At 41.0% G+C, this 16293-nt stretch carries 16 protein-coding genes; all 16 read left to right on the top strand.

Annotated features, from left to right (window positions below; genetic code table 11):
• The first annotated feature begins 1 nt into the window (after nucleotide 1).
• The 16 genes from bshA (at nucleotide 2) to UP17_RS15225 (ending at nucleotide 16292) form a co-directional block, all read left to right on the top strand.
• Nucleotides 2-1141 (top strand): N-acetyl-alpha-D-glucosaminyl L-malate synthase BshA, encoded by a 1140-nt coding sequence (bshA, locus tag UP17_RS15295; RefSeq protein WP_061463856.1) that lies wholly within the window; start codon nucleotides 2-4, stop codon nucleotides 1139-1141.
• A gap of 13 nt (nucleotides 1142-1154) precedes the next feature.
• The gene (locus UP17_RS15290) at nucleotides 1155-2348 is read left to right on the top strand and encodes a CCA tRNA nucleotidyltransferase (RefSeq protein WP_061463855.1); all 1194 of its coding nucleotides are present in this window, start codon (nucleotides 1155-1157) and stop codon (nucleotides 2346-2348) included.
• Entirely contained in the window at nucleotides 2333-3313 is a 981-nt protein-coding gene (locus UP17_RS15285) for a biotin--[acetyl-CoA-carboxylase] ligase (protein WP_061463854.1), read from the top strand. Before UP17_RS15290 ends, UP17_RS15285 begins: the two co-directional genes overlap by 16 nt.
• Before the next feature lie 346 nt (nucleotides 3314-3659).
• The gene (panB, locus tag UP17_RS15280; RefSeq protein WP_061463853.1) at nucleotides 3660-4496 is read left to right on the top strand and encodes a 3-methyl-2-oxobutanoate hydroxymethyltransferase; all 837 of its coding nucleotides are present in this window, start codon (nucleotides 3660-3662) and stop codon (nucleotides 4494-4496) included.
• Nucleotides 4493-5341, top strand: a complete 849-nt coding sequence (gene panC, locus UP17_RS15275; protein WP_061463852.1) for a pantoate--beta-alanine ligase — start codon at nucleotides 4493-4495, stop codon at nucleotides 5339-5341. Before panB ends, panC begins: the two co-directional genes overlap by 4 nt.
• A 22-nt stretch (nucleotides 5342-5363) precedes the next feature.
• On the top strand, nucleotides 5364-5747 hold the full coding sequence (gene panD / locus UP17_RS15270) for an aspartate 1-decarboxylase (protein ID WP_061463851.1): 384 nt from the start codon (nucleotides 5364-5366) through the stop codon (nucleotides 5745-5747).
• Nucleotides 5748-5952: 205 nt separating this feature from the next.
• Nucleotides 5953-8733 (top strand): ATP-dependent DNA helicase DinG, encoded by a 2781-nt coding sequence (gene dinG / locus UP17_RS15265; protein ID WP_061463850.1) that lies wholly within the window; start codon nucleotides 5953-5955, stop codon nucleotides 8731-8733.
• A 153-nt stretch (nucleotides 8734-8886) separates the two neighbouring features.
• Nucleotides 8887-9057 carry a YpmA family protein gene (locus tag UP17_RS26730; RefSeq protein WP_064505144.1) on the top strand — a complete coding sequence of 57 codons (171 nt, stop codon included), beginning with the start codon at nucleotides 8887-8889 and terminating at the stop codon, nucleotides 9055-9057.
• 18 nt (nucleotides 9058-9075) lie between these two features.
• Nucleotides 9076-9552, top strand: a complete 477-nt coding sequence (locus UP17_RS15260) for a cell wall elongation regulator TseB-like domain-containing protein (RefSeq protein ID WP_061463849.1) — start codon at nucleotides 9076-9078, stop codon at nucleotides 9550-9552.
• Between the two features lie 20 nt (nucleotides 9553-9572).
• The gene (locus UP17_RS15255; RefSeq protein ID WP_061463848.1) at nucleotides 9573-10757 is read left to right on the top strand and encodes a pyridoxal phosphate-dependent aminotransferase; all 1185 of its coding nucleotides are present in this window, start codon (nucleotides 9573-9575) and stop codon (nucleotides 10755-10757) included.
• Nucleotides 10758-11070: 313 nt separating this feature from the next.
• Nucleotides 11071-11748: a GntR family transcriptional regulator gene (locus tag UP17_RS15250; protein WP_061463847.1), complete on the top strand. Its 678-nt coding sequence runs from the start codon at nucleotides 11071-11073 to the stop codon at nucleotides 11746-11748.
• 109 nt (nucleotides 11749-11857) lie between these two features.
• The gene (gene hpaI / locus UP17_RS15245; RefSeq protein WP_061463846.1) at nucleotides 11858-12775 is read left to right on the top strand and encodes a 2,4-dihydroxyhept-2-ene-1,7-dioic acid aldolase; all 918 of its coding nucleotides are present in this window, start codon (nucleotides 11858-11860) and stop codon (nucleotides 12773-12775) included.
• A 79-nt stretch (nucleotides 12776-12854) separates the two neighbouring features.
• Entirely contained in the window at nucleotides 12855-14369 is a 1515-nt protein-coding gene (gene hpaE / locus UP17_RS15240) for a 5-carboxymethyl-2-hydroxymuconate semialdehyde dehydrogenase (RefSeq protein ID WP_061463845.1), read from the top strand.
• Nucleotides 14370-14400: 31 nt separating this feature from the next.
• Nucleotides 14401-15384, top strand: a complete 984-nt coding sequence (gene hpaD / locus UP17_RS15235; protein WP_061466130.1) for a 3,4-dihydroxyphenylacetate 2,3-dioxygenase — start codon at nucleotides 14401-14403, stop codon at nucleotides 15382-15384.
• Nucleotides 15385-15496: 112 nt separating this feature from the next.
• Nucleotides 15497-15754 (top strand): nucleotidyl transferase family protein, encoded by a 258-nt coding sequence (locus tag UP17_RS15230; RefSeq protein WP_061463844.1) that lies wholly within the window; start codon nucleotides 15497-15499, stop codon nucleotides 15752-15754.
• A 196-nt stretch (nucleotides 15755-15950) separates the two neighbouring features.
• A complete protein-coding gene (locus UP17_RS15225) occupies nucleotides 15951-16292 on the top strand; it encodes a DUF485 domain-containing protein (protein ID WP_061463843.1) in 342 nt (113 codons plus the stop codon).
• The last annotated feature ends 1 nt before the right edge of the window (nucleotide 16293 follow it).

The following is a 16293-nucleotide window of genomic DNA, read 5'->3' as shown; positions in this document are numbered from 1 at the left end:
TATGAAATTAAAAATTGGAATTACCTGTTACCCTACAGTTGGGGGTTCTGGTGTCGTAGCAACTGAATTAGGCAAGATGCTTGCAGAAAAAGGACATGAGATACATTTCATTTCTTCAAGCCTTCCTTTTCGCTTGAATAAGATGTACTGCAATATTTTTTATCACCAAGTTGAAGTGAACTCGTACTCAGTCTTTCAATATCCACCATATGACCTGGCACTTGCGAGCAAGATTGCGGATGTCGTAAAACGGGAGAAATTAGATATCCTTCACGTTCATTATGCGATTCCGCATGCTGTCTGTGCAATCCTTGCAAAGCAGATGTCAGGTAATGAAGTAAAGATCGTGACCACACTGCATGGTACGGACATAACGGTATTAGGGCATGATCCCTCATTGACCAATTTGATAAAATTCGGGATAGAGCAATCCGATGTAGTTACAGGGGTATCTAATTCTCTTGTGCAGGAAACGCATGATTTAATCGCTCCGGATAAGGAAATAAAAACCGTTTATAATTTTATTGATGAAAGGGATTACCATAAAACGAACTCCGAATATCTAAGGGATGAATACGGTATAAGGGAAAATGAAAAAGTGATCATACATGTATCGAATTTTCGTTCGGTCAAGCGTGTGAAAGACGTCATCCAGGCATTTTATTTAACTCAAAAGGATATGCCCGCTAAGCTTCTACTCGTAGGGGACGGTCCGGAAGTTACAACCGTATTGAAATTGGCTAAAGATTTTGGAATCGATGAATCGGTTTTGTTTCTTGGTAAGCAGGATAACCTTGCCGAATTATATTCAATCAGTGATGTGATATTCCTGTTATCGGAAAAAGAGAGTTTCGGACTTGTGCTGCTCGAGGCGATGGCATGTGGAGTTCCTTGTATCGGAACGAATATCGGAGGGATTCCGGAGGTCATCGTTGATGGTGAGACTGGTTATATTTGTGAATTGGGAGATGTTAAAACGGTTGCTGAAAAAGCGATTGGGCTTTTAAGCGACCCGGTTTTACATAAACGTTTTTCAGAGGCTGCGCTGAAAAGGGCCAACACCGATTTTCACTCGGATACAATCATGTCAGAGTATGAAGCCATCTACATTAAAGCACTTGAAGGAAAATCTATGAAATAAGGAGGGGATGCTGATGGATCAGTTATTCTTAAAATCAGTACCCATTCTTGAATTAATTGAAAAAGCAGGATTCGAGGCCTATTTCGTTGGTGGCTCTGTGAGGGATTATATCCTCGGCAGTCCCATCAACGATGTGGACATCGCTACTTCCGCAACACCCCAGGAAATCAAAAGGATTTTTCCAAAAACGGCTGATATCGGGATTGACCATGGAACAGTGCTTGTAATTGCGGATTCGGGTACATACGAAATTACGACTTTTAGAACAGAAAGCGATTATTCGGACTTCCGGAGACCTGATTCTGTGCAATTTGTCCGTTCTTTGACTGAGGATTTACAGAGAAGGGATTTTACAATGAACGCAATGGCAATGGATAAGTCCGGTAATATTATCGATCCATTTAATGGTAGACATGATTTAGCAGAAAAAAGGATTATCACGGTTGGCAACCCGCACGAAAGGTTTCATGAGGATGCTTTGAGAATGATGCGTGCATTAAGGTTCGTCAGTCAACTTGATTTTGAATTGGATCAAGAATCTTTTGATTCCCTTAAAGAGAACGCCCAGATCATCAGTGAAATAGCTGTCGAAAGAATCCTGGTTGAATTTGAGAAGCTATTGACCGGCATCAATAAAAAAAGGGCTTTCTCACTCTTGCTAGAAAGCGGATTATATCAATACCTTCCTCAATTCTCCAGTAAGAAGGATCATTTAGGGAAATTACTAAATCTTCCGCTTCATCAGCTAAAAGCCACAGAAATATGGTCTATAATCATGGTTCATACAAGTGATCAGGACATGGAAGAGGCATTAAGGGCATGGAAGCTGCCATTGAAAACAATAAGGAACGTCCAACGTATCATAAAGCTGGTGAAGAAAGAACCATCCTTTGAAAATTCAACCATCGATGTATTTCAGGCAGGTCAGGGCATAACTGTACAAGCTGCTAAAGTCAAGGCAGCCCTGACAGGGGGAAATGTAACGGATGCAGAGGAGAACGCCCATCACCGATATAATGAACTCATTATAAAGGATATGTCGGATCTTGCCGTTAAAGGGACGGATTTATTAATTTGGCATCAAGAAAAACCAGGTCCATGGGTGAAAGAATACTTGGAAATAATATTGAAAGCTGTCTTGAATGAAGAATTAAGAAATGATAAAGAAGAAATAAAGAGGTGGCTGGAAAAATGCAATCTGAGTTAAGAACAAAGCTGATGGAAGCCCTCTCAAAAGCAGATGGTGCATTTAAATCCGGTCAGGAAATTGCTGAATATATTGGCTGTTCGCGTACAGCGGTCTGGAAGCATATAGAAGACTTGCGCAGTGAAGGTTATAATGTTGAAGCCGTTAGGAAAAAAGGCTATCGAATTATATCAGCGCCAGAAAAAGTGTCCGAAAGCGAAATACAACTTGGTCTGGAAACAAAAACAATCGGCAAGATGATCCACTATCAAGAAACAGTGGAATCCACTCAAAAAATTGCGCATCAATTAGCGAATGAAGGAGTTCAGGAGGGGACGCTCGTCGTTGCCGAGGAGCAGTTATCCGGAAAAGGAAGATTGATGAGATCTTGGCATTCCCCAAAATTCAGCGGCATTTGGATGAGTCTAATCCTAAGACCGAAAATTCCGATTCATGAGGCTCCTCAACTGACATTATTGGCCGCGGTCGCTGTGGCACAGGCGATAGAGGATACAACTGATTTAAAACCACAAATAAAATGGCCGAATGATATTTTGGTGAATCGTAAGAAAGTGGTAGGCATCCTGACGGAGATGCAGGCGGAATCGGATAGGATCCATTCTGTCATTATCGGGATTGGAATGAATATCAATCAGAAATTGGTGGATTTTCCGGAAGATCTGCACGGAAAAGCGTCGTCCCTTTTCATAGAAAGTGGAGAAACGGTTTCAAGGTCCAAGGTCATTCAAAGAGCATTGTTTCGTCTGGAAAACTTGTACGACCTCTATTTAAATGAAGGCTTCATGCCAATAAAGGAATTATGGGAGAGTTATGCGATCAGCCTTGGACAGGTTATCAAAGCCAGTACTGTCAATGATACGATTGTTGGAAAGGCATTGGGCATAACGGATTCAGGCGTTTTACTCCTTGAAGACGGAAAAGGAACCGTACATTCGATTTATTCAGCAGATATTGAAATTCAGTAGATTTTTGTCAAATTCGTGAAAAATAAATAGAATTTTTGAATTTGGCTTGATATAATTCAAGTGGGCAGTATCTCATGTGAACTGCACCCCCATAAATACCAAATTATTTGAAAATCTGCCTTGATCCAGAGAATTGGACTGGGACGGAGGGATGAAACTTCTGATGGAACAAAGGGATTGGCTAAAAAGACAAGTGCTGTTTTTTGAACGATATATGGTTTTTAAACCATTTTTCGTTGGAAACAGTTACTTTTTTAGTCAGTCTTTTTTTTGCGTATGAATGTATAGACACCAGTTTTTGTAACGCTGATGTTTTCATCTCCTCCATCAAAAAGGAGGAAACGTAATGAAATTGTCCGGGGATTTTTTGAAAATGAAACAAAATCAAGAGAAAATTGTCATGCTTACGGCTTATGATTTTCCGTCAGCAAAGTTAGCGGAACAATCAGGTGTAGACATGATTTTAGTCGGCGATTCTTTAGGAATGGTCGTTTTGGGTTATGAATCAACCATCCCTGTTACGGTGAATGACATGATCCATCATACAAAGGCAGTAAAACGCGGGGCCCCAAATACATTTGTCGTGACCGATATGCCCTTTATGAGCTATCACCTGTCTATGGATGAAACACTCAAGAATGCAGCCCGTATCATGCAGGAAGGTCATGCTGATGCCGTGAAGCTTGAGGGAGCAGATGATGTTATTGAAAAAATATCAGCATTGACGAAGGCAGGCATTCCGGTTGTAGCCCATCTTGGCTTGACTCCTCAATCAGTCGGAGTTCTTGGCGGATATAAAGTGCAAGGAAAAGACGCCGATGCTGCGGCACAGCTCGTGGAAGATGCGAAAAAGTGTGAAGCGGCGGGGGCGATGGCAGTAGTATTTGAATGTGTACCATATCAAGTGGGAGAACTCGCCACACGCAATTTGGGAATCCCGACCATTGGAATTGGGGCAGGTGCAGATACGGATGGTCAAGTCCTCGTTTATCATGATGTCATCAGGTATGGAGTAAATCGCGTTGCAAAATTCGTAAAAGTTTATGGAGATGCCAATGAACTGATTGGCCAATCGATAAACAGGTATGTGAATGAAGTGAAATCTAAAGATTTTCCGTCGAAAGAACATTCATTTACGATGAAGGAAGAGCAGCTTACAGAACTTTACGGAGGGAAAAGATGAAAACTTTTACATCAGCAGCTGAGTTGCAGCAGGCGCTCCGAGAGGAAAAAAGCCATCATAATAGCATTGGCTATGTGCCGACAATGGGCTTTTTACACCAGGGGCATGCTACCCTTCTGGAAAAGGCGCGCAATGAAAATGATATTGTGGTATTGAGTATTTTTGTTAATCCGTTGCAATTTGGACCAAATGAGGATTTTGAAACATATCCACGTGATTTGGAGCGGGATGAGAATGTCGCAGCAAAGGCCGGAGTGGATTATCTCTTCTACCCAACAGTCCACGAAATGTATGGTGAAGAACCATCGGTCAAAGTTGTTGTCCAAAGCAGGACGGATTGTTTATGCGGAAAACAAAGGCCTGGACACTTTGATGGTGTAGCGACAGTCTTAACGAAGTTCTTCAATATCATCCTCCCTGATAGGGCTTACTTCGGTAAGAAGGATGCCCAGCAAGTTGCCGTGATAGATGGATTGATCCAAGACTTTAATTTCCCGATCCAGCTTGTTGCTGTAGATACCGTACGCGAAGAAGATGGGTTAGCGAAGAGCTCGCGAAATGTAAACCTATCAGTTCAGGAACGCATGGAAGCTAAAGAGCTCTACCAAAGTTTATTAAAGGCAAAAGAGGCGGTTGAATCAGGTGAAAGAAATGCTGCAGCCGTCACTGCTCTAGTAAGTGAACATATTGGTGCCCATACAAGTGGAGTGATCGACTATATTGAAGTCTATCAATACCCGGAACTTAAACCAATTGAAACGCTATCTGGACACGTCATCATTGCAATGGCAATTAAGTTCAAGCATGCAAGGCTAATTGATAATATCACTATAAATATAGAATAAATAATGATAGGGGGGAAATTAAATGTTTCGAACGATGATGAATGGAAAAATCCACCGTGCCAGGGTAACTGAAGCTAATTTGAACTATGTTGGCAGTATTACAATTGATGAAGACATAATTGATGCGGTGGGTATTCTGCCCAACGAGAAAGTCGCCATCGTGAATAATAATAATGGTGCGCGACTTGAAACGTATGTAATTGCGGGTGAACGGGGGAGCGGTGTTGTGTGTTTGAACGGAGCGGCAGCAAGACTGGTGCAGCCGGATGATATCGTGATTATCATTTCTTACGTGATGGTATCCGAGAATGATCTGGGAGATCACAAACCAAAAGTTGCGATTATGGATAAAAACAACAAAATCATTGAGCTGATTTCAAACGAACCTGCAGCAACAATCATGTAAGCGGAAGGCCGGCACATGTGCATGAATCATGCATACGGGTGCCGGCCCTTTTCGTCTAATGATGAATGGTGGAATCGTGGGGAACCTGTTTTTTAGAATGGGCATGATGAACGGCTTGTTTCCTTTATTACGATTATTATGGTATAAAAAAGATAAGAGAATTCCATCAGGAAGTGGAGAAAGCGAAGTTTGAGGTGTACAATTCATGACGCAACGATATGTAGTGGTTGATTTGGAAACAACAGGGAATTCCCCAAAAAAAGGGGATAGGATTATTCAATTTGCTGGCGTGGTCATCGAAAATGACCAAATTGTCGATGAATACTCGACATTCATCCACCCTGGTCAGGAAATTTCCTTGTTTATTGAAGAATTGACCGGAATAAGCAACGAGACGGTAAAAAATGCACCTGACTTTGAAGATGTCGCAGAAAATATTGCCCGGCTGATAGAAGGGGCTTGTTTTGTTGCCCATAATGTTTTATTTGACTTATCTTTTTTACAGGAGGAACTAGTACGCTGTGGATTTGAGCCGTTTTATGGTTCCACCCTTGATACAGTGGAGTTAGCAAAAATATTAAAACCAACATCCGATGGATACAAGCTGCACCAACTGGCTAAAGAAGAAAACCTAGATCATTCCAGGCCCCATCAAGCGGATAGTGATGCATATGCCACCGCTTTATTATTGTTGGAATTGAAAAAAAAGCTGATGAAACTTCCAGTGATGACGCTTAAACAGTTATATCGATTATCTTATTCCTTACAAAGTGAGATTTCCGAATTGATAGATGCTTGCATTGCAAGCAAACTTGCTAAAGCAGAAGTCCATTCACCTGAACTTATAACTTATCGGGGCCTTGCATTTAAAAAGGCAGTCGTTGAAAGTGATCATAAAGACACGGAGTCAGAATTCCCGCTCGATAATGAGGAAAAAATAGCCTTGCTTCAACGTGCATTTCCGGCTTTTGAAGCAAGAAGCGGACAGCTTGATATGATGAACATGATTCACCATTCCTTCGAATCCAGCCATGATGCAATCATTGAAGCTGGGACAGGTATTGGAAAATCCTTAGGTTATCTGCTTCCAGCCGTTTATTTTGCAAGAAAACATCAAAAACCGGTCGTCGTTTCGACATATACGCTTCAGCTACAGGATCAACTTCTCCAAAACGAGGTTCCTAAGCTGAAGGCAATCCTTCCCTTCACCTTTCAAGCTGTTTTGTTAAAGGGGAGAAGTAATTATTTGAGTTTGGCAAAGTTTGAAAGGGCATTGCGTGAAAAGGAAGATAATTATGAAACGGCATTAACGAAAATGCAGATATTGGTTTGGCTTACTGAAACCGTAACAGGAGATAAAGATGAATTGAATCTTACAAGCGGTGGTCAGCTGTTTTGGAATAGACTGCAAAGTGATGGTCTTACATACGCCGGTTTAAAACAGCCCTGGCTTGAATTGGACTTTTTTGAAAGGGCCAAAAGAACGGCGGCCAAGGCGGATATCATCATTACTAATCATTCATTTTTAATGACGGATCTACTGACAGAAGACGCCTTGATTCCCAAAAAAGGGTATCTGATACTCGATGAAGCACACCATTTGGAACAGGCTGCATCTAAACAACTAGGAAGCAGACTTAACTATATTTCGGTGAAGACGGTTTTGAACAGAATAGGGACATCAGATCAAAAGCAATTATTGTACAAATTGGACAGATTACTCTTAAATAAGGGACTGACAGATGGGAAGCCGACGTATGAATTAGACCAAAAGCTGAATGATTTCTCCTATGAATTCGAACAGCTATTTTATTACATCTCCAATCAGGCGGAAAAACTTTCACGTTCCATGAGTCCGAAACGGCTTTCATTTAAAATTGATGATGGTAGATGGGGTAAAGCGATCCTGGTGGCTGAGCGATTGGTGGACTTGTTAGGGTATATCATTACGGAGTTAGAGAAAAGATTGGCTCTTTTATTGAATAATGAGTCCCCCTTAGGGAAAAATTCATTGTTTTACTTAAATGATATCGAAGTCCTGCTTGGAAAATTGCAGGACACAAGGGACTCCTTACATGAATTTTTCATTAAGCCGCATGAAGAGAATATATATTGGCTTGATTATACGAATGCGGCACCTCAGCATGGGGTGACACTGACGGTTCAGCCGATTGCAGGAAGTAAATGGTTGTGGGATTCCTATTTCGGGCACCAAAAAAGTGTGGTAATGACATCAGCGACCCTTGTCGTGAAGGATTCTTTCAATTATTTTAAAGAACAACTCGGTTTAGAGAATGAGCCAATGCAGACAGCAAGGTTTCCTTCGCCTTTTCCATATAAGGAACTCGTAAAGGTTCTGGTTCCAAATGATATACCGGATATCAATTGCTTATCAATGGAGGAATTTTCCGAAACCGCGGCAAACCACATTATTGCCGCAGCTCAGGCAGCCAAAGGCAGGATGATGGTATTATTCACCTCGCATGAGATGCTGCGGGCAACCTATTATTCCATCAAAGACACTGGGGTTCTGGATGAGTTCACCCTCTTTGCACAAGGGATTTCTGGTGGAAGCCGTATGAGGCTGCTCAGGAATTTCCAAAACTTCGAGAAAGCCGTCCTTTTTGGGACAACAAGCCTTTGGGAAGGAGTCGATATTCCAGGCGAGGATTTATCTTGTTTAATCATCGTCAGGCTGCCTTTTTCTCCACCGGATGAACCAGTGACAGCAGCAAAGTGCCAACTTCTCGAGAAGCAAGGGCGCAATCCTTTCTCTGCGTATTCTTTACCAGAAGCGCTGTTAAGGTTCCGACAAGGATTCGGCAGGCTTATACGCACTCCAGAAGATAAAGGGATTTTGGTTATTCTCGATCGCCGCATCGTCACTGCCAAATATGGTTCTGAATTTCAAAAGGCCATTCCGCAAGTCGACTGGCACCAAACCTCAATAATAGAAATGGCTGATATGATAGAAGAGTGGATTTAATGAGCTTTAGATTATTCATTAATCTAATAGAATTTTTATGAATTTATAAAGAAAAATAACTTTTGAACTGGTATAATGTGAAAGGTGGTAAAGCCTTCAAATCCTATTCATACCAGTGGTTGTTGACAAACTTTAAAATGGAGGGGCGTTTTCATGGAGAGTAAAATAGAAGTAATTTCGACAGTCAGGTTGCAACATTCTCCTGATCTGTATAAAATTGTGGATTCTTTGAACCGAACATTAAAAAAAGATGACTTAATGTTCGGTCTGGCATTGGATTCCGAAGATCAAGAAAAAGCGATATTTACAATTTATCGTACATAGAAAGAGGGAAAAGCAGCTTTGAAAAAATGGTTGATTATTGCTTCTATCCTAGTCCTTTGTTTTATCGGATTTGTCAGCGGTGCATATATTAAAGCGATGCAGCCTAAAAAAGAAGCTGGTAATGAGGCTTTTAAAAAGGCGAAGGAAAAGGGCGGCCTTGTGACCATGGATGAATTCTACCTTTATAATGGAAAGGATTCATACTCCGTCATCATTGGTAAGGGAGAAAAAGGGACTAAAAAAGTAGTCTGGCTTCCTGAGGACAAGAAGAAAGAAATAGTAGTGGAAAATTATAAAGATGGTAAATCAAAAAAAGAAATCTTAAGCATTGTCAAAGATAAACTCAATCCCCAAAAAATCATTTCAGTTAAGCTGGGCATGGAAAAGAATGTTCCTCTTTGGGAAGTAACTTATCTTGATAAATCCGAGCGTTTTAACTATGATTATTATGATTTTAAAACTGGGAAATGGCTTAAGTATTATCGAAGCATTTAGAAATGGAGGATTAATTTAAAATGAAATTAGCTAACCGAGTTCAGTCATTAACGCCATCAACAACATTGGCCATCACGGCAAAAGCAAAGGAACTTAAGGACCAAGGTCTTGATATTATTGGTTTGGGGGCAGGGGAACCAGACTATAATACGCCCAAACATATTATAGATGCAGCCTTTCAATCCATGAATGAAGGTCAAACTAAATACACGCCATCAGCTGGTCTGCCGAAGCTAAAAGAAGCAATTGCGGCTAAATTGAAGCGTGATCAAGGCTTGGATTACAAACCTTCTGAAATTGTAGTAGGCTCAGGTGCAAAGCATGCACTTTACACATTGTTTCAAGCGATTCTGGATGAAGAAGACGAAGTCATCGTTCCGATACCTTATTGGGTAAGTTATCCAGAACAAATCAAGCTTGCTGACGGAAAGCCGGTTTATATTGTAGGTACGGAAGAAAATCAATATAAAATCACTAAGGAACAATTAGAACAAGCGATTACCGAAAAAACGAAAGCGGTTATCATCAACTCGCCAAGCAATCCAACTGGTATGCTTTATTCCAGGGAAGAACTAGCGGCTATCGGGGAAGTTTGCCTAGCTCATGATATATTGATCGTTTCCGACGAAATTTACGAAAAATTGGTTTATGGAAATGCTAAACATACATCCATTGCAGAGATTTCACCTGAATTGAAAAAGCAAACGATCATCATCAATGGTGTTTCTAAATCGCATTCGATGACAGGCTGGAGAATTGGTTATGCCGTTGGTGAAGAGTCCATCATTAAAGCAATGACGAACCTTGCTAGCCATAGCACGTCAAACCCTACGACAACTGCTCAATATGGAGCGATTGCCGCCTATGAAGGTTCGCAGGAGCCCGTGGAAGAAATGCGTCAGGCATTCGAAAGCCGCTTGAATAAGGCATATGATAAATTGGTTGAGATTCCAGGTATAAGCTGCATTAAACCACAGGGAGCATTTTACTTATTCCCGAACGTTAAACATGCAGTTGAATTAACTGGCTACAGCAATGTTGATGATTTTTCGACTGCGTTGCTGGAGGAAGCTCAAGTGGCTGTTATACCAGGTTCAGGATTTGGTGCACCTGATAATATCAGGCTCTCTTATGCAACTTCATTGGAATTGCTGGAAGCAGCCATTGAAAGAATCCATTCATTCGTTAAATCAAAAATGTCATAAAAACTTTAACCTGCAGACTACCTGGCTACAACAGGGTCTGCAGGTTTTTTTTGTTTAAAAATATCGAATTAGTACATTTGGGAAGAAGGCATGATATTCCATTCCAGGTTATTAAAAAATTCGAGGAAAAAGAGGCATCCTCAAGGATTTCATGGAATTAATAAACTCCTCCCTTCGCCAAGGGAGTTTTTCTATATGCATATGAAACCGATCATAATGCGAATCAGGATTTGTAAATGAAAAAATGAAAATCATATATGATATTTGGTAAAAACCGATTGCAATCATATATGATTTCATATATGATAAAAATATGGAAGATAAAAACAAAAACCCCAGCAAAAAGCAAATTGCCTATGAGCACCTTCGTAAATTAATTTTGGATGGAACATACGGTTCCGGACAGCGAATCATTATCGATCAAATGGCAAAAGAACTTGGTTTAAGCCCTATTCCTGTCAGGGAAGCGATCAGACAACTGGAGTCTGACGGGCTTATTCAATATAAGCCTTATAGTGGAGCAGTGGTTACAAGCATTAATGAGAGCGAATACATTGAAACCCTTTCTGTTTTATCTTTGCTTGAAGGCTATGCAGCTGCCCTCAGTTCTTTAACGATGACTGATCATGATTTTGATAATCTAATTAAATTAAACAAAGAAATGGAAAAAGCGCTCCATCACTTTGAATTAGAGCTGTTTGGTAAGTTAAACGAGTGTTTTCATGCTGAAATTTATGAAAAGTGCGGAAATTCCTTTTTAATGGAGGAAATTAAACAGGCGCAACAAAGAATGAATAGAGTCAGAAAATCCATGTTCACCATGGTGCCGCAAAGAGCAGTCCAATCCATTCGTGAACATGAAATCATCATAAAGCTTCTACAGGAAAAAGCTTCTTTTGAAGAAATTGAATCATTGGTAAGAAAGCATAAATTGAATGCCATCAGTACATTCAAGCAAAGGGAGGAATCTAATCACGATCAGGCACTATGATGACCTAGGCTTTGTTTTATGATAGTCGATCGATTATTTATAAAAACAAAGCCGATTTTTTTACTTATATTATTCCGAATATTCAAATAATGAGAGGGTGGCAGAAAAAATGTATGAGGATATCAAAAGTCGTTTAAGAGGATCCATCGCTCCAGTAATCACTCCGTTCGATGACAAGATGGAAGTGGATGTAAAAGCAATTGAAAATCTAGTAAACTGGCATATTGAAAGCGGTTCCCATGGAATCTCGGTATGCGGCACTACCGGGGAGCCCAGTTCACTATCGATTGAAGAGCGGGAATTAGTGATGGAAACGGCAATTAAAACAGCAAATGCCCGTGTTCCGGTCGCACCAGGTACTGGCTCTGCCAATCAGAAAGAAACGTTGCATTTGACAAAAAGGGCACAAGAAATGGGGGCGGAAGCTGCTTTAGTGATCGTTCCCTATTACAATAAGCCAAATCAACAGGCACTTTACAATCATTTTAAAACGGTTGCTGATTCTGTTGACATCCCGCTTATCGTCTATAACATTCCTGGAAGAACGGCGACGAATTTAGAAGTGAAGACATTGGCACGTCTTGCTGAAGATTGTAAGAATATTATTGGTGTAAAGGAATCTAATAAGGATTTCGAACATGTAAACCGTGTCTTATTGAATTGTGGAAGAGACTTCCTCTTATATTCGGGTATCGAATTATTATGCTATCCAATGCTGGCTATCGGAGGAGCAGGACATATTAGTGCTACAGCCAATATCACTCCTAAGGAGGTGGCGGAAATTTATAACCATTGGGTGGAAGGTGATGTGGATAAGGCTCTGGACCTACATTATAAATTAATGCCATTGAATGATGTTTTGTTTAAAGAAACCAATCCAGGACCATTAAAAGCTGCGATGGGGATGATGGGAAAAATCAATCCTGCATTAAGGCCGCCTATGGGCCCGCCTTCGGAACCATTAGAAAGGGAACTGCGTGAAACCCTTCAATCATACGGATTGATTGACCAAGTGATTGAATCATAATTGCTAGATTGGGAAAGATTGCAGGATCCGAACGATTATTGTCTTCTTCCATAATATATTTTTTAAAGGAGGATTTATCATGCCAACTTTTCCAGTGCAAGATGTCCAGCATTACATCAATGGTCAATTTGTTGATGGTGCTTCAGGAAAAACATTTGAAAATCTAAGCCCTTTTAATAATCAAGCAATCAATAATGTGGCAGAAGGGGTTAAACAGGACATTGATCAAGCGGTGGCTGCTGCAAGAGAAGCATTCGATAACGGTCCATGGAGAGCGATGAAAGTGGCAGAAAGATTGAAGTACATTAATAGGATAGCTGAATTAATTGAAGAAAATGCCGAAGAAATTTCCTATTTGGAATCACTTGACACTGGGTTGCCGATTAGCCAGACAAAAAAACAGGCAGCAAGGGGAGCGGAGAATTTCCGTTTCTATTCTGAAATGGTGAAAAGCAGGCTTATAGGAGAATCGTATCAAATGGATGACACTTTCATCAATTATACGATTCATAAACCGATTGGAGTGGCGGGATTAATCACTCCTTGGAATGCGCCTTTCATGTTAGAAACCTGGAAAATCGCCCCGGCCCTTGCAACAGGTAATACTTGTGTCCTAAAACCGGCGGAATGGTCTCCCTTGACAGCCAATAAATTGGCTCAAATCATTGATCAATCCGGTTTACCAAAAGGCGTATTCAATATCGTTCACGGTTTTGGGGAGACAGCAGGGGCGTCCTTGGTTGCCCATCCTGAAGTCCAATTGATATCCTTTACCGGGGAAACGGCGACCGGCACTGAAATCATTAAAAATGGTGCGGATACAATGAAACGTTTTTCCATGGAACTCGGAGGTAAATCACCAGCGATCATTTTTGAAGATGCCGATCTAGAAAAGGCCCTGGATTCAGTGGTTTGGGGAATCTATTCATTCAATGGGGAGCGCTGCACAGCTAATTCCAGGTTATTTGTCCATGAATCGATAATAGACCAGTTCGTTGAAGAATTGAAGGAACGTGTTCATAATATCAAAATTGGAAATCCAATGGAACCAGGAACGGAAATCGGACCGCTGATCCATCGAAACCATTTTGATAATGTCTCCCGTTATCTGGATATAGCAAAAGATGAAGGGGCAGATATTGTAAGCGGTGTCATACCGAGTGAATTCAAGGAAGGTAATTATATCGCCCCGACGCTTCTCTTGAACTGTACAAATGATATGACGGTGGCACAGGAAGAGATTTTTGGACCAGTCATGGCAGTCATTCCTTTTAAGTCGGAAGAGGAAGTATTGGGTATGGCCAACGATGTAAAGTATGGGCTTGCTGCTTATGTATGGACCAATGATATGAAGCGTGGGCATAGATTTGCTCAAGCTGTAGATAGTGGTATGGTCTGGGTGAATTCACAAAATGTGAGGGATTTGCGGATACCTTTTGGAGGATCGAAATATAGTGGGGTAGGACGTGAGGGTGGCCATTATAGCTTTGAATTCTATACAGAAACACAGGTTATCCACGTGGCAATTGGAGAACATCATATTCCAAAGTTTGGGGATTTCAAACAAAATGCCGTTTCTTCTGCTGAAAAATAATCCGGTTTTCATTAATGAAAGGGAGAATACTATGAATTTTTCTATTATTCGTGTTGCGAGAACGATACTTAATGTAACAGATTTAGACAAATCAAGAGCCTTTTATGTGGATGCTTTAGGTTTTGCTGAAACGGAACGAACAAATGATCACATATATTTACGTGGTTTAGAGGAAGCGCATCATCACTCGCTTATCTTGCAAAAGGCAGAAAAGCCAAGCGTGGAAGTGATAGGATACAAGGTTGAAAAAGAGGAAGACCTTAAAGAATTGGAAACTATTTTCCTTTCTAAGGGAATGAAAATGAAGTGGATGAATGAAGGAACACAGCATGCACTGGGCAAATCACTCCGAGTTCAGGACATTTCAGGCTTGCCAGTGGAATTTTTCAGCAAAATGGATAAAGCCGAGAGATTGCTGCAAAAATTCCATTTGCATAGAGGTTCAAGGGTCCAAAGGATCGATCATGTGAATTGTAGTGTTCCAAATGTACAAAAAGCCCATGATTTTTATGTGAAAGAATTAGGCTTTGCCTGCTCGGAAGATACTGTCGATGAGTCGGGTCAATTATGGGCCACGTGGCTACATAGAAAACAAACGGTCCATGACCAGGCATTCATGAACGGAATCGGCCCAAGACTTCATCATGTAGGCTTCTTTCTGCCAGACCCCCTTGCGCTTATCCATGCGTGTGATGTGCTGGCATCACTCGGATATGCAGGGTCGATCGAACGCGGGCCCGGAAGACATGGCCTATCGAATGCATTCTTCCTATATTTAAGAGATCCTGACGGTCACAGGATCGAATTATACAATGGGGATTACTTAACGTCTGACCCAGATACCGAACCGATTCATTGGAATCTGGATGATCCAAGGCGTCAGACATTCTGGGGGGCAAAAGCTCCGGATTCATGGTTTGATGAGGCTTCTGCTGTCCTTGATATAATATCAGGTCAAGAAGTTTCTCTTGAAGAACCGATACTGGAAAAAAGCAAGCCTGAATTCATCATCTGAATGAAGCAGGGATTAGGGTGAAGGGGCGAGCGTCCCATTAAAACTGACTTGACACTCAAGCATTTATAAGCCAAAAAGCATTGCATTACAGCAAGATTTGAAATTGGCGGTCATGACATTTTTTCCACACGCAAGACAAATCATGGATGGCGATCAACACCCCAACATAACTCCATTAGAGCAAAAAGTAATGCAGGAAATAGGTGTTGGAACCTTTATAGTCGTTAAGGGCCAAGTCTATAAAGAAAGTGCATGCCTACTAAAAGATATGTGGTCTGGGGCAGGGCAGCAGTGGGTACTTACTGCTGCCCTATCTGTAAGCGTCACGGAAGGAATTCGGGTTGTGAATCAAGGAGCAAAAGGAGCCTGACCTTAGAACCTCTTACAGTAGATTTTTTTTATCCGCTGACTTGCAGTTCATTTGAAATCTTTACAATGGCCTTGCATTTGGATGAGGAGGGGAGCCTATATCCCATATTGAGGAGAGCTGCTTACAATGGTGAAGATCAATACTTTTGCTAGGTTACCGTCCTTGGAAATATAAATGCCAGAAGAGGTGTGAAGTGATGGTACAGTTTGAAAAACAAAACCCTGAAGAATCGGAACAAACCAAGCTATTGGATTATGAAAAGATTGTTGTTTCCAAAGAGTTTCAGCAGATGATTTCCGATAAAAAGAAATTTGTCATTCCTTTTACGATTTTTTTTATGGGGTATTCCCTTCTGCTGCCCTTCTTAGTTTTTTACACGGATATCCTGGATCACCCTTTCATTGGAGACATAACATGGGCGTGGGTGTACGGTGTCTCCATTACGGTTATGTCTGTAGGGGTTTGCAGCATATATGTAAGGAAATCAGAAAGAATCGATGAACAAATAAAAAAAATCATCGAGAAAGAAGGGCTTTAAC

Source organism: Peribacillus simplex, assembly GCF_001578185.1.
GTDB lineage: Bacteria > Bacillota > Bacilli > Bacillales > DSM-1321 > Peribacillus > Peribacillus simplex_A.
The sequence above is the reverse complement of the archived record's forward strand: the minus strand, read 5'-3'. Positions and strand labels throughout refer to the sequence as shown.